This is a genomic window from Lactococcus protaetiae, assembly GCF_006965445.1.
In the GTDB taxonomy this organism is placed as follows: Bacteria; Bacillota; Bacilli; order Lactobacillales; family Streptococcaceae; genus Lactococcus; species Lactococcus protaetiae.
In genome coordinates this window covers 121,948-144,543 of sequence record NZ_CP041356.1, presented here as the reverse complement: position 1 = coordinate 144,543, position 22,596 = coordinate 121,948, and the positions used below count along the sequence as shown (strand labels likewise).

General features: G+C 37.3%; 24 protein-coding genes and 2 pseudogenes. 24 read left to right on the top strand and 2 right to left on the bottom strand.

Features of this window, described 5'->3' with window-relative positions; translation table 11 throughout:
- The first annotated feature begins 77 nt into the window (after positions 1-77).
- The 22 genes and pseudogenes from typA to FLP15_RS00575 all read left to right on the top strand — a co-directional run bounded on the left by typA (position 78) and on the right by FLP15_RS00575 (position 18,700).
- Complete coding sequence (gene typA / locus FLP15_RS00680) at positions 78-1,925, top strand: translational GTPase TypA (RefSeq protein WP_190288368.1); 1,848 nt, start codon at positions 78-80, stop codon at positions 1,923-1,925.
- 434 nt (positions 1,926-2,359) lie between these two features.
- Positions 2,360-2,629, top strand: coding sequence for a DUF3165 family protein (locus FLP15_RS00675; RefSeq protein ID WP_142765617.1), 270 nt, complete (start codon positions 2,360-2,362; stop codon positions 2,627-2,629).
- 234 nt (positions 2,630-2,863) lie between these two features.
- Positions 2,864-3,804 (top strand): annotated as a pseudogene (locus FLP15_RS00670) (class I SAM-dependent methyltransferase).
- 305 nt (positions 3,805-4,109) lie between these two features.
- Positions 4,110-5,300: an acetate kinase gene (locus FLP15_RS00665; RefSeq protein ID WP_142765616.1), complete on the top strand. Its 1,191-nt coding sequence runs from the start codon at positions 4,110-4,112 to the stop codon at positions 5,298-5,300.
- Between the two features lie 151 nt (positions 5,301-5,451).
- A complete protein-coding gene (locus FLP15_RS00660; RefSeq protein WP_142765615.1) occupies positions 5,452-6,324 on the top strand; it encodes an Rgg/GadR/MutR family transcriptional regulator in 873 nt (290 codons plus the stop codon).
- Positions 6,325-6,391: 67 nt separating this feature from the next.
- Entirely contained in the window at positions 6,392-7,009 is a 618-nt protein-coding gene (locus tag FLP15_RS00655) for a hypothetical protein (RefSeq protein WP_142765614.1), read from the top strand.
- Positions 7,010-7,564, top strand: a complete 555-nt coding sequence (locus FLP15_RS00650) for a hypothetical protein (protein ID WP_142765613.1) — start codon at positions 7,010-7,012, stop codon at positions 7,562-7,564.
- A gap of 49 nt (positions 7,565-7,613) precedes the next feature.
- A complete protein-coding gene (locus FLP15_RS00645) occupies positions 7,614-8,051 on the top strand; it encodes a hypothetical protein (RefSeq protein WP_142765612.1) in 438 nt (145 codons plus the stop codon).
- Between the two features lie 166 nt (positions 8,052-8,217).
- Entirely contained in the window at positions 8,218-9,414 is a 1,197-nt protein-coding gene (locus tag FLP15_RS00640) for an acetate kinase (RefSeq protein ID WP_142765611.1), read from the top strand.
- A 140-nt stretch (positions 9,415-9,554) separates the two neighbouring features.
- Positions 9,555-10,409, top strand: coding sequence for a helix-turn-helix domain-containing protein (locus FLP15_RS00635; RefSeq protein ID WP_142765610.1), 855 nt, complete (start codon positions 9,555-9,557; stop codon positions 10,407-10,409).
- 75 nt (positions 10,410-10,484) lie between these two features.
- On the top strand, positions 10,485-10,844 hold the full coding sequence (locus FLP15_RS00630; RefSeq protein WP_142765609.1) for a hypothetical protein: 360 nt from the start codon (positions 10,485-10,487) through the stop codon (positions 10,842-10,844).
- A gap of 25 nt (positions 10,845-10,869) precedes the next feature.
- Positions 10,870-11,763, top strand: a complete 894-nt coding sequence (locus FLP15_RS00625) for a hypothetical protein (protein WP_142765608.1) — start codon at positions 10,870-10,872, stop codon at positions 11,761-11,763.
- A 13-nt stretch (positions 11,764-11,776) separates the two neighbouring features.
- Positions 11,777-12,235 (top strand): hypothetical protein, encoded by a 459-nt coding sequence (locus FLP15_RS00620; RefSeq protein WP_142765607.1) that lies wholly within the window; start codon positions 11,777-11,779, stop codon positions 12,233-12,235.
- Positions 12,236-12,272: 37 nt separating this feature from the next.
- A complete protein-coding gene (locus FLP15_RS00615; protein ID WP_142765606.1) occupies positions 12,273-13,226 on the top strand; it encodes a hypothetical protein in 954 nt (317 codons plus the stop codon).
- A 92-nt stretch (positions 13,227-13,318) separates the two neighbouring features.
- Positions 13,319-14,035 (top strand): UMP kinase, encoded by a 717-nt coding sequence (gene pyrH / locus FLP15_RS00610; protein WP_142765605.1) that lies wholly within the window; start codon positions 13,319-13,321, stop codon positions 14,033-14,035.
- 112 nt (positions 14,036-14,147) lie between these two features.
- Positions 14,148-14,705, top strand: a complete 558-nt coding sequence (gene frr, locus FLP15_RS00605) for a ribosome recycling factor (protein ID WP_120772416.1) — start codon at positions 14,148-14,150, stop codon at positions 14,703-14,705.
- 136 nt (positions 14,706-14,841) lie between these two features.
- Positions 14,842-15,695, top strand: a pseudogene (locus FLP15_RS00600) (CvfB family protein).
- A 338-nt stretch (positions 15,696-16,033) separates the two neighbouring features.
- Entirely contained in the window at positions 16,034-16,573 is a 540-nt protein-coding gene (gene msrA, locus FLP15_RS00595) for a peptide-methionine (S)-S-oxide reductase MsrA (RefSeq protein WP_142765604.1), read from the top strand.
- Positions 16,570-16,785 carry a YozE family protein gene (locus FLP15_RS00590; RefSeq protein WP_142765603.1) on the top strand — a complete coding sequence of 72 codons (216 nt, stop codon included), beginning with the start codon at positions 16,570-16,572 and terminating at the stop codon, positions 16,783-16,785. The genes msrA and FLP15_RS00590 overlap by 4 nt, the downstream gene beginning before the upstream one ends.
- A gap of 164 nt (positions 16,786-16,949) precedes the next feature.
- Complete coding sequence (rplK, locus tag FLP15_RS00585) at positions 16,950-17,375, top strand: 50S ribosomal protein L11 (protein ID WP_120772412.1); 426 nt, start codon at positions 16,950-16,952, stop codon at positions 17,373-17,375.
- Between the two features lie 199 nt (positions 17,376-17,574).
- Positions 17,575-18,264 carry a 50S ribosomal protein L1 gene (rplA, locus tag FLP15_RS00580; protein WP_142765602.1) on the top strand — a complete coding sequence of 230 codons (690 nt, stop codon included), beginning with the start codon at positions 17,575-17,577 and terminating at the stop codon, positions 18,262-18,264.
- A 79-nt stretch (positions 18,265-18,343) separates the two neighbouring features.
- Positions 18,344-18,700, top strand: a complete 357-nt coding sequence (locus FLP15_RS00575) for a hypothetical protein (RefSeq protein ID WP_142765601.1) — start codon at positions 18,344-18,346, stop codon at positions 18,698-18,700.
- A gap of 1 nt (position 18,701) precedes the next feature.
- On the opposite strand, the gene FLP15_RS00570 is transcribed toward FLP15_RS00575, so the two are convergent.
- Together FLP15_RS00570 and FLP15_RS00565 are read right to left on the bottom strand one after the other, a co-directional pair.
- Positions 18,702-18,923 (bottom strand): hypothetical protein, encoded by a 222-nt coding sequence (locus tag FLP15_RS00570; protein ID WP_142765600.1) that lies wholly within the window; start codon positions 18,921-18,923, stop codon positions 18,702-18,704.
- A gap of 567 nt (positions 18,924-19,490) precedes the next feature.
- Positions 19,491-19,892, bottom strand: coding sequence for an HIT family protein (locus FLP15_RS00565; RefSeq protein ID WP_142765599.1), 402 nt, complete (start codon positions 19,890-19,892; stop codon positions 19,491-19,493).
- A 502-nt stretch (positions 19,893-20,394) separates the two neighbouring features.
- Between FLP15_RS00565 and FLP15_RS00560 the strand changes: the two genes are divergently transcribed.
- Both FLP15_RS00560 and FLP15_RS00555 read left to right on the top strand, forming a co-directional pair.
- Positions 20,395-21,165: an ABC transporter ATP-binding protein gene (locus tag FLP15_RS00560; RefSeq protein ID WP_142765598.1), complete on the top strand. Its 771-nt coding sequence runs from the start codon at positions 20,395-20,397 to the stop codon at positions 21,163-21,165.
- Entirely contained in the window at positions 21,158-22,180 is a 1,023-nt protein-coding gene (locus tag FLP15_RS00555; protein WP_142765597.1) for an ABC transporter permease, read from the top strand. Before FLP15_RS00560 ends, FLP15_RS00555 begins: the two co-directional genes overlap by 8 nt.
- Positions 22,181-22,596 lie beyond the last annotated feature (416 nt).

Here is a 22,596-nt window from a genome sequence, read left to right as displayed (position 1 = left end):
TAAACGTGTGCATTTACAGCTTTTAAAAAAGTGTGCTATAATGAGTTAGATATATACGAAAGTAAGGTATGATAAAATTGACTAAATTACGCGAAGATATTAGAAATGTCGCTATTATTGCCCACGTTGACCACGGTAAAACAACATTGGTTGATGAACTCTTGAAGCAATCACATACATTGAGTGAACGTACTCAATTGGCTGAACGTGCGATGGATTCTAATGCGCTTGAGCAAGAACGCGGGATTACAATCCTTGCAAAAAACACTGCGGTTGAATATAACGGAACACGCATCAATATCTTGGATACACCAGGTCACGCGGACTTCGGTGGAGAAGTTGAGCGGATTATGAAGATGGTTGACGGGGTTGTGCTTGTCGTTGACGCATATGAAGGAACGATGCCTCAAACACGTTTCGTGTTGAAAAAGGCTTTGGAACAAAACTTAACTCCTATCGTGGTAGTAAACAAAATTGACAAACCATCTGCTCGTCCAGCAGAAGTTGTTGATGAAGTATTGGAACTTTTCATTGAACTTGGTGCGGATGATGACCAACTTGATTTCCCAGTGGTTTATGCTTCTGCAATCAATGGTTCTTCATCAATGTCTGATGACCCTGCTGACCAAGAACACACAATGGCAAATATTTTCGATACAATCATTGACCATATCCCTGCACCGGTAGATAATTCTGATGAACCCTTGCAGTTCCAAGTTTCACTCTTGGACTACAATGACTATGTTGGTCGTATCGGTATTGGACGTGTTTTCCGTGGAACAATCAAAGTTGGAGACAATGTTACTTTGTCAAAACTTGATGGTACGACAAAAAATTTCCGCGTGACGAAACTTTTTGGTTTCTTTGGTCTTGAACGTCAAGAAATCCAAGAAGCAAAAGCAGGTGATTTGATTGCGGTTTCTGGGATGGAAGATATCTTCGTTGGTGAAACTGTAACTCCAGCAGACCATGTTGAACCATTGCCAGTATTGCACATTGATGAGCCTACTTTGCAAATGACATTCCTTGTCAATAATTCTCCATTTGCTGGTCGCGAAGGAAAATGGGTCACTTCACGTAAAGTTGAAGAACGTTTGGTTGCTGAGTTACAAACCGATGTATCGCTTCGTGTTGAAAATACAGAATCACCTGATAAATGGATTGTGTCTGGTCGGGGTGAGTTGCACTTGTCAATCTTGATTGAGACAATGCGTCGTGAAGGCTATGAGCTTCAAGTTTCTCGGCCAGAAGTTATTATCAAAAACATTGATGGTGTAGATTGCGAACCTTTTGAACGTGTGCAAATTGATACACCTGAAGAATATCAAGGTTCTATTATCCAAGCCCTTTCTGAACGTAAGGGTGATATGCTTGATATGCAGATGACTGGAAATGGTCAAGCACGTTTAATTTTCCTTGTGCCTGCACGTGGTTTGATTGGATTCACAACTGAATTTATGTCTATGACTCGCGGTTATGGGATTATGAACCATACTTTTGACCAATATTTACCAACGGTTAAAGGAAACATTGGCGGACGTCATCGTGGTGCGTTGATTTCGATGGATTCTGGTCAAGTAACGGCTTATGCAATGGGTTATGTGCAAGAACGCGGAACATTGTTTGTTGAAGCTGGGACTGAAGTATATGGTGGGATGATTGTCGGAGAACACAGCCGTGACAATGACTTGACTGTAAATATCACTAAAGCAAAACAACAAACAAACGTTCGTTCAGCAAATAAAGACTCTACTTCTGTTTTGAACACTTCTAAAATCCTTTCTCTTGAAGAATCTTTGGAATTCCTTGGTGATGATGATTATTTAGAAATCACACCAGAATCTATCCGTTTGCGTAAACAAATTTTGGACAAAGCAATGCGTGAAAAAGCAGCGAAAAAGAAAAAGACTGCTGACGAAGAATGAAGTCGAGACTTATTCAGTGACCCGAATTAACTTTTACTGACAGATAACTTGAAAAAGTTCTGTCAGTATACTGACAAATTGTCAATGATGTGCTAGAACTACTTTACACTAGTTCATCTACCAAATCTGCGCAGATTTGGTAGATGAACTTCAAATATACTGCCTTTTGCTCTTGCAAGCTTAGCTTGCTAAGCAAACGGATAGCGTAGTGAGTGAAACGAACGTAGACCGTTCGCAAGAACGGCGCACAAAGTGCATGTTTTGCGCCTGCGCAGAACGCAAAGGTTGCGCTTGCGACTAGGTGCTTTAGCACCGTAGCGAGCATCGACAACGTAGCGCAGCGAAGTAATTTCTAAATGTACCATTTAGAAATTAAACAGTATTAAAACAATGCTTTAGCTATAAAGATTTGACTACATCTGGAAGGAGGAAAAATGTTTTATATCATTCTTTTGATTCTGATTGCCTTTACTTATATTTTCTTAATGCCTAAAGACATTCGACGAAGCATGGATATTTTCTTCTTCGCTGGTGTGGGAGTGCTTGTCATTGCTTTTGCAGTAGCACAAGCATTTAGTCACCAGACATTACTTTTGGAAATTTTGGTGACGATTGCAATGCTTGGTGTTACGGTAAAAGCTTGGGTTGAGATTGGGCATCTTGATAAGCGTCATCATCGTCGTGGTGCAAGTCGTAAAAGATAAAAAGAGCTGTCAGTATACTGACAGTTCTATTTCATTTTGGAAATTAACGGAGTTTGGTGCGCTAAAAGCTGAGTAGTTAGATAAATTGGGGAACCGTACTTTTGCACGAACCGCCCAATTGTCTATCTCTGTCCTTTTGGGACTAGGCTATTCGTTAATAGTAAGAGAAAAAGTCAAATCGCTACGCTTTTAAGTGAACGACCTTCACATTTTAAATGAGAGGAGATATTGAAAATGAACATGGACAAAGTTGCTCAGGCTTTTGAGTTAGTCATAGCAAATATTGAAAAAATTTCAAAAGAATTAGATACAGATTTTTATGATGCTTTTGTAGAACAAAATGCAACCTATCTAGGTTCTGCACAGTTATCAAAGCTGTCAGTGCTTACAGAAAATAATGACAAACTTCGTCAGTTAAGCTTGAATAGAATGGAATGGCAGAAATTGTTTCAGTTTGTTCTGCTAAAAGGTGCCCAAGTCGCACCAATGCAAGCAAATCATGCAATGACCCAGATGCAATCGGCGTAATCTTTAATTTTATCATTGAACATTTGAACAAAAATTCAGAATTACGTTTGATTGAGTTTGGGTCAGGCACAGGAAATTTGGCAGAAACACTACTCGTTAATTTGCAGAAGAAAGTAGATTATGTCGGTTTCGAGGTTGATGATTTGTTGTTGGATTTGGCGGCATCAATGTCAGAGATTATCGGTACAAATGCAATTTTTGTGCAACTTGATGCAGTACAATCACAAGTTATCGCGCCAGCTGACGTTGTAATTAGTGACTTGCCGATTGGATTTTATCCAGATGATAAAACTGCGAGTCATTTTGAAGTGAGAGAGCGGTCAGGACATACTTTTGCACATCATTTGCTGATTGAACAGTCTTTTAAATACTTGAAAGAAGGGGCATTTGGAATTTTTCTTGCGCCAGAGGATTTGCTGACAAGTAATCAAGGAGAATTGTTGAAAAAATGGATAAGTACGCATGGTAGCATTATGGCAGTGATTACTTTACCAAAATCATTATTTAATGCAGATTCCAAAGCCATTTATCTCTTGAAAAAAGGGACAGCATCACACGCAACTTTTGTTCATCCCTTGTCATCGCTGACAGATCGTGAAAGTCTGCAAAACTTCATGACAGAATTTACCAAAACTGTCAAATTATGATTCTATATGCCGACTTTACCTTTGAAGTGATTAGTTCAACGATGTGGTTTATATTATACGTTTGCTATCTCTTGCAAAATCTAACAATGAAGCAGAAGTATAGCACAACTTTACAGGAGAAAAACAGCATCGCGACAGCTTAATTGAAAGTTGATTTGACTAAAATCCTATTGCGTTTCAAAAGAGAATGAGTAGATTTGTCATTCGGATTTCAGAGGACTTTCATACGATTATGTCGAAACACCAAAACCAAATGATTTGTGTTATAATTTACTCGTATTTATATTCAAGGAAGGTTTATAATCATGACAAAAACACTCGCAGTCAATGCTGGTTCATCATCAATGAAATGGCAAATGTATGAAATGCCAGAAGAAAAAGTTCTTGCTAAAGGACTGATTGAACGCATTGGGCTGAAAGATTCAATTACGACAGTAAAATTTGGAGATCAGAAGGAAGAACGTGTGCTTGATATTGAAAATCATACACAAGCTGTTCATATTTTACTTGATGACCTCAAACGTTTCCACATTGTAGAAGAATTTTCAGAAATCACAGGTGTTGGTCACCGTGTTGTCGCTGGTGGTGAACTTTTCAAAAAGTCAACAGTAGTTACACCTGAAGTCCTTCAACAAGTTAAAGAATTATCAGCGCTTGCTCCATTACATAATCCAGCTAATGCCGCTGGTATTGAGGCTTTCATGGACCTCTTGCCAGATGCAACATCTGTTGTTGTCTTCGACACCGCCTTCCACACGACGATGCCAGAAAAAGCTTATCGCTATCCACTACCAAAGAAATATTACACTGAAAATGGAGTGCGCAAATACGGAGCGCATGGTACTTCACACGATTATGTTTCAAAAGAAGCCGCAAAACTGCTTGGCAAACCAATTGAAGAAACAAAAATCATCACTGCTCATATCGGAAACGGTGCATCAATCACAGCAGTTAAAGCAGGAAAATCTGTAGATACGTCAATGGGATTCACACCGCTTGCGGGTGTAATGATGGGAACACGTACTGGCGAGATGGACCCTTCTGTTTTTCCCTATCTCATCGCTAATGACTCAGAACTCAAAGATGCACAAGATGTTGTTGACATGATGAATAAAAAGTCAGGACTTCTTGGTGTTTCAGGAATTTCATCGGATATGCGTGAAATCATTGATGCAAAAGATACAAACGCTGATGCTAAGCTTGCCTTTGAAATGTATGTTGATCGTATTCAAAAATTCATTGGCCAATATTTAGCTGTCTTGAATGGTGCAGATGCACTTGTTTTCACTGCTGGTGTGGGAGAAAATTCGGTACCTGTTCGTGAGGCAGTATTAGCGGGTTTGACTTGGTTTGGTATTGAAGTTGACCCAGCTAAAAATGTTTTTGGCGTTGAAGGAGAAATTTCAACACCAAGTTCACGTGTAAAAGTTTATGTCATCCCTACGGATGAAGAACTTGTGATTGCACGTGATGTGGAAGCTTTGAAAGTAAAATAGGTCAATAAATTTAAAAGTCCTCCAACTTTTTTGTTGGAGGACTTTTATTGTCGAAATCACTATTTAGAAATATGGAAAATAACAAGTAAATGATATAATAAAACGAAAAGATGACTTTTGGATTTCTAAGATTACAAATAAAGGAGTGAAAATGAATAATGGTTTTGGAAAAACATTTCATGAGATAAGGTTATCTAAGCGTTTATCGATGGATAAAGTTGGAGGAAAAGAAGTATCAAAAGCACAAATTTCACGCTTTGAGGCAGGAACTAGTGAGCTGACTATCGAAAAATTTTTTATCTTATTAGAAAATATGCGAGTGGGAATTGATGAATTTGAAAGTATTCTTGAGGATTATACACTTTCTAATGAATATAAGTTTCGACAAGAACTCATCATGGCATATGATGCAAAAGATGCACATAAGTTACGCAAAATGTATCATGAATGTGAAGAAAAGGTAAAAAAAGAACCTGACGATATTTATCATAAACTAACAGCGACGGTTGTAAAGGTAACACTCAATCTGGTTGTTAAAAATTTACGATTTTCATCAAGAGAGATAGAACAAATCCAAGAATATCTGCTCAGTGTGGATAACTGGGGACGCTATGAATTTTGGGTTTTTGGAAATACTGTGACGATTTTAAAAGACAGTGTTTTAAGACTTCTCGGAACAGCAGCGTTAGGGAAGACTGAATTCTATCAAATATTGCCTAATAATAAACGATTAGCAATAAGAACTTTTTATAATCTTGCCTATATTGCATTAGAACGTGGCAATCTCGAGCTCTCATTGAAGTACATCAAGCATTTAGATACTATGGATATTTCAATTGATTACTTATATGAAAAGCTATTAATTAAGTATATAAAAGGTTGGTATGCTCATAAAAAAGGACTTCCCAGAGGTTCTAAAGAAATGCTAGAGTGTGTTGAAATGTTAGAAGAACTCGGTTGTAGAGATAAAGCACGGGAATTACGGGAGGAGATTACGAGTATATTACGTTTTTCAGATATGTAACGAATAAAATTTTGTAACCGTTTTTTTGTTAAAATAAACTTAACAAAAACAAAGGAGGCTAATTATTATGAAAATTAGCAAAATCGTAGCGAGTACAGTTGTTGTACTTTCAGCCGCAGGGACAGTAGGTGTAGGATATTCTGTCAAAGCTTCAACGGCTACAACAACTGACCAAATCACAAGAGAAGTGAATCTCGAATTTGCAAATCTTCAAGATTCTGATAAAGTGATTCCACAAGCAGTTGGGGGTTATCTTTATACTGCAAACAGCGCTTCAGATTCTTCGGCGGTTACCGTTGCACAAGCTAAGACAAATATCATTGCTACCTATGAAGCAAGTTTGCAAAAAACAAGTAGTGCTTTAACGATAGTGCCATTAAGCACAAGTTATCCTGTAACCGCAAAAGCACTTAGTCCTGGAGATACTTACTATTCTGATACTTTTTCAGGTTCAGGATGGAAATATTCTGGTTATAAATTCTACAATACAAGTGGAAGTCACTATATGCTTTGGGAAAATGTTAATGCTTCAGGTCAAGTCATGGATGCAGGGGGAACAGTACTTAAATATTTAGGAGCAGATGCATCGTTTGTGAGCGTTTACGACTCTTATAGTATCTATCAAATTTATGGTATTCAAAATCCCGGAAGTTCTGCTGCATTCTATGTTGTAACAGGAGAATAAATGAAAAATAGCAGGATTTTTCTAGTATCCATTTTGCTAGTTGCTACTTTTGGTGGTCTGTCAGCGTGTAGTACTGGCAGTAATGCTTCATCAAAGCCGCCAGTAAGTAATCAGAAAACTAACACTGCGTTTCAAATAGGAAGTGATATTGGTAATGGCGCGACTACTTTAACAGGGACTGACGCAAAAGTCATCATCAATTCACATCAGCTGACGACAGATGCTTCAGGGGCTAAAGTCATGCGGTTTGTCATTACGTTTGATAATAAGACTAATCATACGGTTAATTTGGTTGATTTTGTGAAAAGTCGTGTTCAAATTCATCAAATGTGGGTTTCCCAAAACAAAAAAGATTTTCCTCTGAAGATTAATACTGCCATGATTTCAAATTCAGAATATGAAAAAATTAAGGCACATGATATGGCACAGGTGGTATTTGATGCTGAAATCTTAACAAACCAGCTATCACAATCACCAAATGATAATATACTCGTTCTTGGAATTAGCCAAAAAGCAGGGAATCATTTTGCTGGAGGGATGACGATTCCGATTTAATCATAAAATAATAGAAATATGAGATACTGCAGGTCTCAAGGGAAATAACATGAAAAAATGGCGACTTATTTTCTTTTCACTTTTAATTATTGGTTTACTTGGTGGACTCTCCGCTTGTGGTGCCAAGGAGAATTCCTCATCTAAAACTCAAACATCAGTCTCATCAAAAGTTACTATAAAAAAAGACACTTATTCTGAAGTGAAAAATCAGACGATAAACAACGCCCTACGCGCCTATCCAACACTGGCAGATTTTAATAAAGCAATTTCTTATCCAGCTTTAAAGTCACTTCAGATTGATGATAACACGCGAATTATTAAATTGGTTAATAATGGAAAAGCAGGTGGTTGGGTTATCGTGAAAAAAGGGACTCAACCAGATGCGACAGTTAGTACTGATAATGATGGTTCTCCAGTAAAAGCTAATGACTCCCGCGGTGCTACGGTTGGTGAGATTCGACAAGCTTTTAAAGACTATAAAAAATAATTAGAAATCTATCAATCCGTTTTTGATAGATTTTTGGTTTTCACTAAAACATTTTGCAGCTTCATAAAAGTGCTGTTCATGGATTACAAAGGAAATATAGTTCAGAATATGATATACTATAAAGGATAAAATAAAACGTATACATTTTGAAAGGACTGAATATTTTATGGGAAAAACACTCGCGATTAACGCAGGTTCATCATCACTGAAATGGCAGCTCTATGCAATGCCGGAAGAAACAGTAATTGCAAAGGGAATTTTTGAGCGTATTGGTCTTCCTGAGTCAATTTCGACGACAAAATTTGGTGGAGAGTCACATACAAGAAAACAAAATATTGTTGATCACAGACAAGCAGTACTACTTTTAATGGATGAACTGATTCATTTTAATTTGATTAAGGAATTCCGCGAGATTACAGGTATTGGTCATCGTGTTGTTGCTGGTGGGGAATTTTTTAAGAGTTCTACAGTGATTACGCCCGAAGTTTTGGAAGAAATCAAAAATCTTTCTATTTTAGCTCCTTTGCACAATCCAGCAAATGTTTTGGGGATTGAAGCTTTCCAACGTTTATTACCAGATACTTTGGCTGTCGCTGTTTTTGATACAGCTTTCCATACGACTTTACCAGAAAAAGCTTATCGCTATCCAATCCCAACAAAATATTATAGTGACTATTCGATTCGTAAATATGGTGCTCATGGAACATCTCATATGTATGTATCTCAAGAAGCTGCAAAATTCTTAGGTCGACCGATTGAAGATTTAAAGTTGATTACTGCACACATTGGTAACGGGGCTTCTATTACTGCAATTGATGGTGGGAAATCAATTGATACTTCAATGGGCTTCACGCCACTTGCCGGTGTGATGATGGGGACGCGTTCAGGTGAAATGGACGCATCAGTGATTCCTTATATGCTGGAAAGTGACCCTAGCTTGAGAACAGCACAGGATGTTATTGATGTTCTGAATAATAAATCAGGAGTGCTTGGAGTTTCTGACTTATCAAGTGATATGCGTGATTTGCAAGCAGCAAAAGAGCAAGGTAATCCTAAGGCAATTTTGGCGTATGAAATGTACGTTGATCGTATCAAAAAATTCATTGCGCAATACTTTGGAGTTCTCAATGGTGCAGATGCTGTTATCTTCACAGCTGGAGTTGGAGAAAATGATACAGATGTGAGACGTGATGTTGTCAATGGTTTGTCATGGTTTGGTATGGAACTTGATGAAACAAAGAATGTCCGAGGTGTATTTGGGGAAATTTCTATGCCAGATTCAAAGGTAAAAGTTCTTGTTATTCCTACAAACGAAGAATTAGTAATTGCGCGTGATGTTGAAATCGCAAAACAGAATAAATAATTTGCTGACAGCACATTGTCAGCGGACTGACAGAATTTCTGTCAGTTATTTTTTTTATTCTCTATTATTTTTTAGATACTGATAGCGCTTTATTTATGATATAATTATGAGAAATCCCATATTTGCATAGAGAAAATAAAATGAATGAAGATTTAGGAAAAGTTTTTCAAGCTATCAGAAAATCCAAGCACTTGACCATGATGGAGGTTACTGACAAAAGTATTTCACAATCTCAGTTATCAAGATTTGAGCGTGGAGAGAGTAGTTTGACGATTGATAAGTTTTTGCACCTCCTTAAAAATAGTCAAGTAGCTTTGGACGAATTTCAAAGCATCGCTGAGGGATACACACTGACAGACGAGGAGAAATTTCACGAAGGATTGTTGCAAGCTTATACCACTCAAAATTCTGCTCAGATGCGCCAGATTTTAAAGGACTGTGAGGCAAAATATCAGCTGGAACCACAGAAAAAATACCTTCAACTTAATAAATTAGTAATTAAAACGATATTTTCAAATATGGTTCATTTTGAGATGGACAAAGAAGAAATTGAATATTTGAAAGAATATCTCATTTCTGTTGATGATTGGGGACGCTATGAATTATGGATTTTTTCCAATACCATTCAACTTTTTAATGATGCAACTTTGTCATTACTGATGGGAGGGATTTTACAGAAAACGGCGTTCTATCAGAACATTATGGTTAATCGTCAGCTGGTCATCAGGATAATGCTCAATCTTGTTGCGCTCTGGATTCAACGGGAAAATTTTTCTCTTGCTCAACGCTATATCCGCTATTTGGATAAGGAAAACCTTTCGGCCGATTTTCTCTATGAACGACTGATGTTGCGTTACAATAAAGGGTTTTACCGCTATAAAAATGGTGATAAAACAGGACTTGTTTTAATGCGAGAATGCAATGAAATTTTGGGCAAGCTTGGCTGTTTTGAGCAAGAAAATAATTTGGACAAAGTGATAGATGATTTAGATTAATATGCAGATAAGGGATTAATTTTTTTAATCTCTTTTTTATATGCTAGACTAAAAGAAAACAACGGAGGCACTCAAATGAAAGCAAAAACGGGAAATGATATCGTTGATGTCTGGGAAATTAATCGTAAAGAGTCAGTTGAAGATTATGAACTTTGGTTAAAAGCAGCTTACGATAAAAAATTAATCGGCTGGTTTTATGAATTTGGCGAGGAAGGACGTGGGCTTTTGGGGATTTATTATAAGCATTATTTGAAAGGAAAAATTTTTCCCAAAGCAGAAACTTTCGGTGAGGATACTCCAGATTTATTCATTATCGCAGGTTCTCCTGCAAAAGGATATCCAGGAGATTATCTGATTTATAGCGAGGCGTTGGTCAATAAATATCGGATTGTATCAAAAAAGATTTTTGAAGAAGAATATACACTTTTGGATTAAAAGAAATCTTTGAGAGGGGATAAAAATGGCAGAACTTCCAAAAATAACTGAAGTCAAGCGACTTGGAAATAATCTCCTGCTCCTAACCTTCAATCATGAGGTGAAAAAAGTACTTCATTTGCATTTTATTGATGATTTGGGAGCTCAAAACCTTCTTGGACATCACTTTTTTGGACTTTTGAGGATTGGAAAAGGCAAAAGTCAGTTCAAAATTGAACCTGACGGGACATTGATTGTCAATGAAACAGATGTCTATACGCCTGAAGAATTGTGGAAAAATAGCGAACCGTATCTCAAGAAAAAGCAGGCTCAAATCTTTAAAGCTTGGCTTTCTGAAAATCAGTTGATTGATGTGTGGCAAGTGGATGAAAATGTGGAACTTTCTGGCTGGGTTGCAAAAGCATTTGAGAAGGAGCAACTTTTCTGGCAGACGGAGAACAACGAAGCCTTATTGATGAAACGAGTCAGAGCAAAGGAAAATCAAGTTTGCGGTAAATCTGGAGAATATCTCATCTTTGACCGAGAAACAAGGGGATATTATTGTATTTCAAAAAAATATTTTGATGAAAAATATAGAAAAATGAAAGAAAAAATCGTGGATGCAAAATTTGAAAATGAAAATGTGGAAGTCTGGGAAATTTCAAGAGAAAGTCGCCAACTTGATTGGGTAAACACAGCTTTTTCTGAGAAAAAAATTTATTGGGCAGAAGAAATCGCGGCAAATTTCAGTGAAAATCTGGGTGGAAGTTGGCTCAATGATTATAAAAGTCCCGTTTATCGCATAACGGAATCTAAAAGTGCCAATTGTCTGGTTTTAGAGCAAGGTAAAAATTTTGAATATGGAAAATTTGGTATGTTTCTATTGAAAAAATTAGATGGAAGTTTACATATTGCAGATGCGAATCAAATTGAATTTTGAAAAGGAGAATTTCATGGAAAGCTTTCCCAAATGTATAAAAGCAGAAATGCTACCAGGGGTGCGACTACGCTTAGAGTTCGATAATGGACAAGTGCGTTTTTTCCCCGTGCGTGATCAGTTAGAGTTGCTAGTAAAACCTTACGATTGGGAGATGGCGAAGCAATCTTATGGAGCAAATCTATTTATCGGGAATATGGCAACTTGGATGGGTAATGACATTGAAATTATGAAGGATGGAGATGTACGACTCAATCAATTACGGATTCCTGCGAGTCTCTTGTGGAAATACAGTCTAAAACACGTCAACAGCGTAGATGAACTTTCTCTTGAAGAAGTTGGTAAAATGAGTGCGGGGCGTCAAATCTGGTTAGGCTTCAAGAGAACGAATATCATTTTTGTGATAATTGGTCTTTTTGTTTTTATACCAATGATGATGGTATTGATTTCCAAAGTGGTTGATTGGCTCCGTTGAAGGCTTAGGAGATTTTGTAAAATACAAAGGGGTGAAAATGTTTATTTATATCGCGTGCTCGCAGGGAATGACGGCTTCATTATTTTGTCATCGTATCGTTGGTTTTATCAGCGAAAAAAAGGAGGAACAGTCGTCGCTGACAGCAGTGTACGATGATGTAGATCATGTTTTCAAAAAACGTAGAGAGTACGGCGTAGCTTACGACCTGATTTTTGCTTATGGTGGGATTGATGAGATACGCTCTTATACAGCTTTTGACTTTGGTTCACTGTTTGATGTGATTTTGGTGGCTCCTTCTGAGTTTTATAAAACAGATGAAAAAAGTAAAATGTTGGCAGATTATCCGACCATCGTTAAGGATTTACCAAGTTTACTTTATGGGCGAATGAACGCTGATAAGGGTTATGATTTGTTGCTTGGCGAGTTGATTAACTTGGACTTAGAGAGAGGCTATGATTCCTCTGTATTGACGACGACTAAGTCTATTGACAAAGATTTGGAAATTTATGTGGGAGGCAATGGCTCAAAAGATTTGTATTTCCGTAAAATTTTTGAATTTCTTGTGGGGCAAGGCATTCGTTGTTACGTTAGTCATTATTCTATGGAAGAACTTTATGAATTCAAGCCTGAAGTGGATTTTGATATTCGATTTATTTTTGGTCCAATTTCTGTACTTACTGAACGTGATTTTGAGAGAGTAGCACGACGGATTGATGCATTTTTGGTTAATGATGATTCCTATTTTGCACTGAAACGTCGAAGAAAATGGATGAAAGCTTACAAAATTCCTTGGTGTCTATACAACGATAATCATCTCAAAAGAAAGATTCGCAAAGGTCAGTTTGCTGAGGAGGAAGCGAAAATTTGGGATTTCATCATGAATATTCAGATGAGATCTGAAGATACGAGTGATTTGATTGTGGAAAATTTTGCTTCTGAGAATATAGGACTGAATAATAACGATGACGATTTCAATGGTTGCTGGGGCTAATGATAAAGAATTTTTTTATGTGGGCTGTTATCAGCCTTTTTTTTGTTGCGAATATATGGTAAAATGGAAAAAATAGATAGAATAGGTGCAATATGTCTGATATTAAATATAAACGTGTACTATTAAAGCTTTCTGGGGAAGCACTTTCTGGAGAGAAAGGTTTTGGTTTTGACCCCGAAGTTGCAAAAGTCGTTGCTCAAGAGTTAAAAGAAGTGCATGATTTAGGTGCTGAACTTGCGATTGTTTGTGGTGGTGGTAATGTTTGGCGCGGTATCACCGGGGAAAAGGCAGGAATGGAACGCGCTCAAGCAGATTATATGGGAATGCTTGCAACAATTCAAAATGGCTTGTTTATCCAAAGCGCATTGGAAAATCTTGGAGTAGACACTCGTGTGATGACTGCAATCGAGATGAAGGCCGTTGCCGAACCCTACATTCGCCGTCGTGCAGAACGACATTTAGAAAAAGGTCGAGTTGTGATTTTTGCTGGTGGTACAGGCTCACCTTACTTCTCAACAGATACAACTTCAGCCTTACGTGCTGCTGAAATCAATGCTGATGTGATTTTGATGGCTAAAAATGGAGTTGATGGTGTCTATAATGCAGACCCTAAACTTGATGAAACAGCCACTAAATTTGCGACATTGACTCACATGGATGTGATTACGAAAGGGTTGCACGTCATGGACAGCACTGCATCAACAATGTCAATGGATAACCATATTCCGCTTGTTGTTTTTAATATGAATAAACCAGGAAACATTAAACGAGTAGTCCGTGGTGAAGAAATTGGAACAACAGTAGAGTAATTTTACTGACAAGAGTTGAAATTTGCTGACAGGAATTCTGTCAGTGAGAATTTTCCGAGAAAAGAAAGGAAGAAAACCTGTAATATACTGACAGCAGGTAAATCATTTAATTATGGCAAACGAAATAGTAACAACGGCTCAAGACCGCATGAAAAATTCATTGGGAAGCTTGCAACGTGACTTGGGTCACATTCGTGCAGGACGCGCAAATGCAAGTTTACTTGACCGTATTCAAGTGGAGTATTATGGTGCTCCTACCCCTCTTAATCAATTAGCTTCAATTACTATCCCTGAGGCACGTGTTCTGATGATTACACCTTTTGATAAGTCAATTTTGAAGGATATTGAAAAAGCATTGTATGAGTCTGATCTCGGTATCACACCAGCAAATGATGGTTCTGTTATTCGCTTGGTTATTCCAATGTTGACTGAAGAACGCCGTCGTGAACTTGTCAAAGATATGGGTAAAGTGATTGAATCTGCAAAAATTGCTATTCGTAATATTCGCCGTGATGCAATGGATACTGCGAAAAAATCTGAAAAAGCAAAAGAAATCACAGAAGATGACCTTAAATCTCTTGAAAAAGAGATTCAAAAAGCAACTGATGATGCAGTAAAAGAAGCGGATAAACTTGCAGCAGATAAAGAAAAAGAACTTTTGGATATCTAATTGCTAGTTTTCAAATAATATTTACTGACAAAAATTCTGTCAGTAAATATGGGGGCTAGCTGTCCTGATAGCGATTCTGTCAGTAAATATTATGGTTTCATCGAAGTAAGTGCGCGCTAAGTTAAAAGAGGTATAAATGAGTATTATAGCAAAAACGATTTCCGCAATTATTGTGGAACAGAGCGAGCGCTTCTATTTTCTCCAAAAGGGAGAAGATTTGCTACGTTTGGATAAGACTGAAGGAGAATATTCGATTGGTGACGTGGTGACAGGGTTAGTTTATGTGGATAAAGATGAACATAGACGATTGACAACGCTACCACAACAAGCTACGCTTGAACAATTTGGTTGGGAAGTGTGACTGATGTTCGTCGCGATTTAGGTGTCTTTGTAGATACTGGCTTACCTGGAAAAGATATTGTCGTATCTCTTGATGATTTGCCTTTGGAAAAAGAGCTCTGGCCAAAAGTTGGTGACAAACTTTATGTAAAACTTATTGTGGATAAAAAAGAGCGGATTTGGGGACATCTTGCTTGGCATGAAGATTTTTGGAAACTAGCTGGTCCAGCTTTTGATAATATGCAAAATCAAAATCTTCGTGCAATTGTTTATCGAAATAAAGAATCTGGAACCTTTGTTTATTTACCTGATAACAATATGCTAGGGTTCATACATCCTAACGAACGTTTCAGCAATTTACGAATAGGTCAAGAACTTCAAGTACGTGTGATTGGCTTCCGTAAAGAAGACCGTAGCCTTAACCTGTCTGCAAAACCACGAGCTTATGAAATGCTTGATGCAGATGCACAGATGATTCTTGCATACTTACAAAGTATGGGTGGCAAAATGCCTTTTAATGATAAATCTAATCCAGATGATATCAAAGCCACTTTCGGTATTTCAAAAGGTCAATTCAAAAAAGCGCTTGGTGGTTTGATGAAAGCAGGAAAAATTAAACAAAGCCCAGCAGGAAGCGAGTTGATAGATTAATTATGTTACTGACAAGATTTCTGTCAGTGATGAAGTCAAGTCTTGTCTAGTGAGAGTTTTAATTTCCACTAAATTTAGGGTTATAACCTCTAGGTGTAACAACTAAGCAATCCGTACACAGCTAAAGCTGCAACGGTCTGCATGAGGTCACACCGTAGCAAGGATGGACAGCGTAGCGAAGCGGAGATAGCACGCACTAAGGGGATTTAAAATTTAAAAGTAGCTTTACAGGCTACTTTTTTTATGACTGTGCTATAATATTTCACAAGACAATTAAAATAGATAATAGGCAGTTGATGTGGCTAGAAGGTTATCATTATTGATAATGAGGAGGGAAAATGGTAAAAGAAAAAGCAACATTTGCAGGCGGATGTTTTTGGTGTATGGTTCAACCCTTTGAGGAGCGCAATGGTATACTCTCTGTAACAAGTGGATATACAGGTGGAGATTTTGAGTATCCAACCTATGAACAAGTGAAAATGCATATTACAGGTCATACAGAAGCAGTAGAAATAATCTTTGATAATGAAAAGATTAGTTTCAAAGATTTAGTTGAAATTTACTGGACACTAACAGATCCAACGGATGCTTTCGGACAATTTGAAGACCGAGGAGATAACTATCGCCCTGTTATTTTTGTAGAAAATGAAACACAAAGAGCGATAGCAGAAGAAAGTAAAGCTCATCTTCAAGAAACAGGAAATTTTGATTCACCTATTGTGACAAAAATTGAACCTGTACAAAAGTTCTGGTCAGCAGAAGAGTATCATCAAGGTTTTTACAAGAAAAATCCAGAACATTATGCTGAGTCAAGTCGAATTCGCCATGAATTCATTGAGGAAAATTGGGCTAATAAAAATAAGGAAATCAAGAAATGAGTACACCATTTTATACATTTTTGATGCGCCACAAGTCGCCAGTAGAGGTTGATGACATCACTCGTCTTGCTAACCTTGCCTTTCGTGACCCACTTTTTCCAAAACAATCTAAGAACTTTGAAGAAGTTTCCTCATATTTAGAAACTCATGCACCGTTTTATTTTAACCTGACATTGTTTGATGATATCTGGCAGTTGTATTTAGAATCATGAAATTCTATAGGGCGTTTTTTCACGCCTATGGACAAAAATTGATTGACAAAAGATAAATAAAACAGTAAAATAGACAGGTATGCATTTTTGTCATACAGGCGTGGAAGCTGCAAAGAGCAGCATCATACCACATCACGAAAACAAACATAAGGAGAACATTTATCGTGGCTAAACAAGTAGAAAAACTCGTTAAATTGCAAATCCCTGCCGGTAAAGCAACACCAGCTCCACCAGTTGGTCCAGCTTTAGGTCAAGCAGGTGTTAACATCATGGGATTCACAAAAGAATTCAACGCTCGTACAGCTGATCAAGCTGGTATGATTATCCCAGTTGTTATCTCAGTTTATGAAGACAAATCATTTACATTCATCACAAAAACTCCTCCAGCAGCAGTTTTGTTGAAGAAAGCAGCAGGCGTTCAAAAAGGTTCAGGTGAACCTAACAAAACAAAAGTTGCTTCAGTAACCAAAGCACAAATCAAAGAAATTGCAGAGCTTAAAATGCCTGACCTTAACGCATCATCAGTTGAATCTGCAATGTCAATGATTGAGGGTACTGCGAAATCTATGGGATTCACTGTTACTGACTAAAATTTCACTAGAATTGCTTCGTTGACAGAAACCTTACCTACCTAAGTAGGCTTTGGAACCTGCCGCGCCTCGCACTTCGAACAAAATTTCGAGACTCGTATATTATGAGTTCAGAAAAAGTCACACATGCAATCCACACATTTAAGTGGAAGGCTGTCGTTAAGACAGACAACCGATATTACCACAAGGAGAAATAGAAATGGCTAAAAAAAGCAAAGCATTGCGCGCTGCGATTGAAAAAATCGACGCAACTAAAGCCTACAGCGTAGAAGAAGCTGTAGCACTTGCAAAAGAAACTTCATTTGCAAAATTTGATGCAACTGTAGAAGTTGCTTACAATCTTAACATTGACACTAAAAAATCTGACCAACAAATTCGTGGAGCAATGGTATTGCCAAACGGAACTGGTAAAACTGCTCGTGTTCTCGTTTTCGCTAAAGGAGCGAAAGCTGAAGAAGCAACAGCAGCTGGTGCAGACTTTGTAGGCGCTGAAGAACTTGTTACTAAAATCAACGGTGGCTGGTTAGACTTTGACGTTGTCATCGCAACACCTGACATGATGGCAGTTGTTGGTCGTCTTGGACGTGTCCTTGGCCCACGTAATCTTATGCCAAACCCTAAAACTGGTACAGTTACTATGGATGTGACTAAAGCAGTTGAAGAATCAAAAGCTGGTAAAGTTAACTACCGTGCTGATAAAGCTGGTAACATTCATGTGCCAATTGGTAAAGTTTCATTTGATACAGATAAACTTGTTGAAAACTTCAAAGCAATTAACGCCGTAGTTGTTGCTGCCAAACCATCAGCAGCTAAAGGAACTTACATTTCGAACCTTTCAGTTACAACAACTATGGGTCCTGGTGTGAAAGTTGATGCAGCTTCTTTCTAATGAAGAGATAAAAAAGAGATTTCGGTCTCTTTTTTCTTATATTGATTGTACAATTTTAAAAATCGTGTTAAAATAGGGTATGTTACTATTTCTATGGGGTTTTATTACAATTGTTTTTGGCATTGCCTACCTCTTTCAGATTTTAAATCTAACATTGATAGGTCTTGAACTAGTGGCAATCCTACTCCTTTTTCTTAGTTTTTGGGAGAGTAAAAAAGGAAGGTATAGCCGCATCATTGCTATGAATATTGTCATGGTCTTTGTTATTGGTGTGCTATATTATTCACAGCATACATTCACTTATATTCAGCACCATGATACAGAAAAACTACTAGTCATTATTGGCGGTTTTATTATATCGCAAGTGATGGGGATTTTTTGGGGAATACAATTTTACAAACAGCAGAAAAAATCAAATAAAAATAAAAAAAGCTGACTTAGTCAGCTTTTTTGTTTATCTTTTCCACAAGTTCATTTATTTTATCAATTTTAGGTTGAGTTGCCACTTGAAATTCAGTGACTTTTCTCTGAATATCTTGACCAGTGCGTTCAGCTTTTTTTGCTTCTGTCTGCACACGTTCAACATTTAATTTTAACGTATCAATTTCTTCTGTCAATTCGGATAACAGTTTTTTCATATCATTAAAGAAGTCTATCATAGGAACCTCCTGATTTATATTATACTGGTTTTATTTTAACCAAGCAAGTGTCTGCTATCTTCGCCCTTTGGGGTGCTAAAGCACCTAGTCGGAGTGGCAACTCCCCCACCTCTTTTAGGTAGGGGGATAAGCAACACTATCTCCGCTTCGCTTCGCTGTCCATTCACTCTAAATCGCTAAAGCGATAAGGCGAAATGGCAAGCTTTGCTTTCGTTCTACTGCCCTAGGGTCTTAGCGCTTTAGCGCTTAGACTTCAGGGACAGGGTGACCTCATATCTTTGATGTGAGGTTGTGCCCTAACATCAGCGGGAGAGAAAGAATCTCCCACTGATGAAGTAATCACTTCAAAATCTCATAAGGCTAGCCATAGATATCCATTTATTTTATTTCATATCTGATTGTAGTAGTATTTATCAAAAAGGTTAGTGAAAACTATAAATTAATGTGCTTGGCGCCATTTTTTATGTCATAAAAATAGCTTAGACTAACTTTATCATAGATAGATATTATCAAGAGGTTGATTTCTGGTGATTATGTGGGCATTTCCCCTCTTGTTCACACGCATAGTCAATCTTTGGAAATTTCAGCAGCGATTGCGGATAAATCAAAATCATGTTGTGTAAATTTACCTATAAAGCCATCATTTTCTGCATAACGCGGAATAAGATGAATATGTGTGTGGAAAACAGTTTGACCAGCAATTTCTTCATTGTTTTGCAAAATATTCATTCCCTTGGCACCAAGATTTTTCATAAGTTTATTGGCGATATTGGGCACTTTAGTAAAAAGTTGTGCAGACTCTTCTCCTGTCATCGCAAGAAGATTTCGATAATGTTTTTTAGGAACTAGAAGAGTATGCCCCTTAGTTGTCTGAGTGATATCAAGGAAGGCGAGAACTTCATCGTCTTCATAAACTTTAGTACTAGGAATTTCTCCAGCGATAATTTTGCAGAAGATACAGTTATCCATTTGAATGGCCTCCGAAATTTGTTAAGAAAATGTTATAATATACTAAGATTATACCAAGATGTGAGTAACACCGTCAAGAAGCGGAGAGAAATGCCAGTTGGCTCTTTGTGCTTTAGCACATAGCTTCGCATGACCATAGGACATTTGTCCGTTTGCTTAGGGACTAAAGCCCCAAGAGCAAAAGGCATTGGCTGTAAGCTGCTAAAGCAGCAACGCCAAATGGCAATCCAATGGACAGCGGAGCTGTCTTTTCTCCGAGCTTCTGGTGTTGCGAACTCAATTATACCAAGATGTGAGTCTGATTGGCAAGAAATAATCAAAATACGACTTGGCTTTTCATACTTTTGATAAGCCAATGACAGTGAAATGTTGAAAGTATGGAGCTAAGAAATGTGGGATTTTTTTGTAAAACAGAGTACTTATGCTCTATTACTTTTCATTTATTTCTAATCATCTGAACTCAATTATATCAAATTTAATGAGAATTGGAGAACATAACGTAGTGCTAAAAGTAACGAATCTGACTGGAGGATATCTAGGAAATCCAGTATTAAAAGAAGTTAATTTTGAGATTGGTGATGGGGAACTTGTCGGCTTGATTGGTCTGAATGGCGCAGGAAAATCAACAACAATTCAAGAGATTATAGGACTATTGACACCATATTCAGGACAAATTGAATTAGATGGTCTAACGTTACAACAAAATCTTGAAGGTTATCGTCAAAAAATTGGTTTTATTCCAGAAACGCCAAGTCTTTATGAGGAATTAACTTTACGTGAACATATTGAAGTTACTGCGTTAGCATATGGGATTCCTGTTGAAGTCGCGATGGAGCGCGCTCAAAAACTATTAGAAACTTTTCGATTAAGTGATAAATTAGACTGGTTTCCAGTAAATTTCTCAAAAGGGATGAAACAAAAGGTAATGATTATTTGTGCTTTTTTGTGTGAACCATCGCTTTATATTGTTGATGAGCCGTTTATGGGTCTTGACCCTCTAGCAATTCAGGATTTGATTGACTTGATGTTAGAAATGAAGAAAACAGGTAGTTCAATCTTGATGAGTACGCATATTTTGTCAACGGCGGAAAAATTCTGTGATAAATTTGTAGTTCTGCATGAAGGGCAAGTGATTGCTACAGGGACAGTAGACGAGTTGCGGGCAAAGTTTGGTCAACCCAATGCAAGCCTAGATGAAATTTATTTGTCGTTGACCAAAGGAAATTTGCCAAATCATACACAATCAAAAGAGGCAGGTTTTATTCATGAATGAAATGTTTAATCAACGAAGAAAGGCGTGGTACTCCCAGAATATTAAATATCTTCGTTATGTTTTTAATGATCATTTTGTATTATTTTTGATGATTTTGTTTGGTGCTATTGTCGTACAGTATGTAAACTTTTTACAAAATCATCAGTTAAATATTTTTGGAAAAGTAATTTTGATTATTTTTGCTACAGGATTGAGTCAGGTTTTTGGACGTTTAGCTACTTTTGTCGAGCCAGCAGATAAGGTATTTTTGCTTGTTAAGGAGCTTGAGGTTCGTAAGTATTTACTGTCTTGTTTAGTACGTTCATTATTTTTTCCTGCTCTGATTTCTGGAATTATAGTTTTGATTGTGGCTCCTCTTTTGGAGTTTTCGGTTTATTTGTTAATACTTTGGTTTGTCTTGCTTGTTTTAGTGAAAGCAGGATGGCTTGGACAAAAATTGCGGAAAATGCAAATGAATAATAATTTGGATTGGTCAAGTTTGATTGCTTTGGAACAAAGCCGAAAGACAGCAACTTTACGATTTTTTGCTTTATTTACAAATGTAAAAGGCTTAAAATCTCGAAGTCATCGAAGAAAATATTTAGACTTTTTACTTCCAAAAACAAAACGAACTTATGAATATCTCTTTACGCGTGGTTTTTTGAGAAGTGGTGATTATTTAGGGTTAACTTTACGCTTATTGACTTTGGCAGTACTGACGATGATTTTTGTCAGCAGTGGAATTGTTGCGATTATCCTAGTTTCACTTTTTAATTATTTACTTATATTCCAGTTGATTTCTCTAAGAGAATTTTTTGATTATCAACTTTTGACACGGATATATCCGTTGAAGAAAACGGCAAAAAATGGTGGTTTAAGGGCTGTTTTGTTTAGAGTGATGTTATTCGTAACTTTAATTGAATTGATTGTTGGATTGATTTTCTTGCGTCCGATATGGTTTGTAGTAGTTATCCTTTTAGTTGATTTTATATTGACTAAGTTTTATGTGAGAATGAGATTAAAAAATAAAAAATAATTCTGTCAGTATACTGACAAAACGGTCAAGCTTGCTGACCGTTTTTTTATCTGATAAATTGAAAGCTCTTTTTAACTTAGCAAGTGCGTGCTATCTCCGCCCTTTGGACTACGCGATAAACATTTGTCCGTTTTATCTAGCCGCTAAAGCATCTGATAAAAAGGCTGTCGATGCTCGCTACGCCACTACAGGATTTTTTGTATCATGAAGTTAAGACTTACTCAGTGGGAGTTTCGTAAAACATTTGTCCATTTTCTCTAGTCGCTATCTCCGCTGCGCTGTCCGTTTGCTTAGCTGCTAAAGCAGCAAGAGCAAAAGGCGATTCGACTGATAAAAGGGCAACTCGCCACTGAATCTAGGGTACAACCTCACATCTTCGATATGAGGTCACCCTGTCCCAGAAGCCTAAGTGCTAA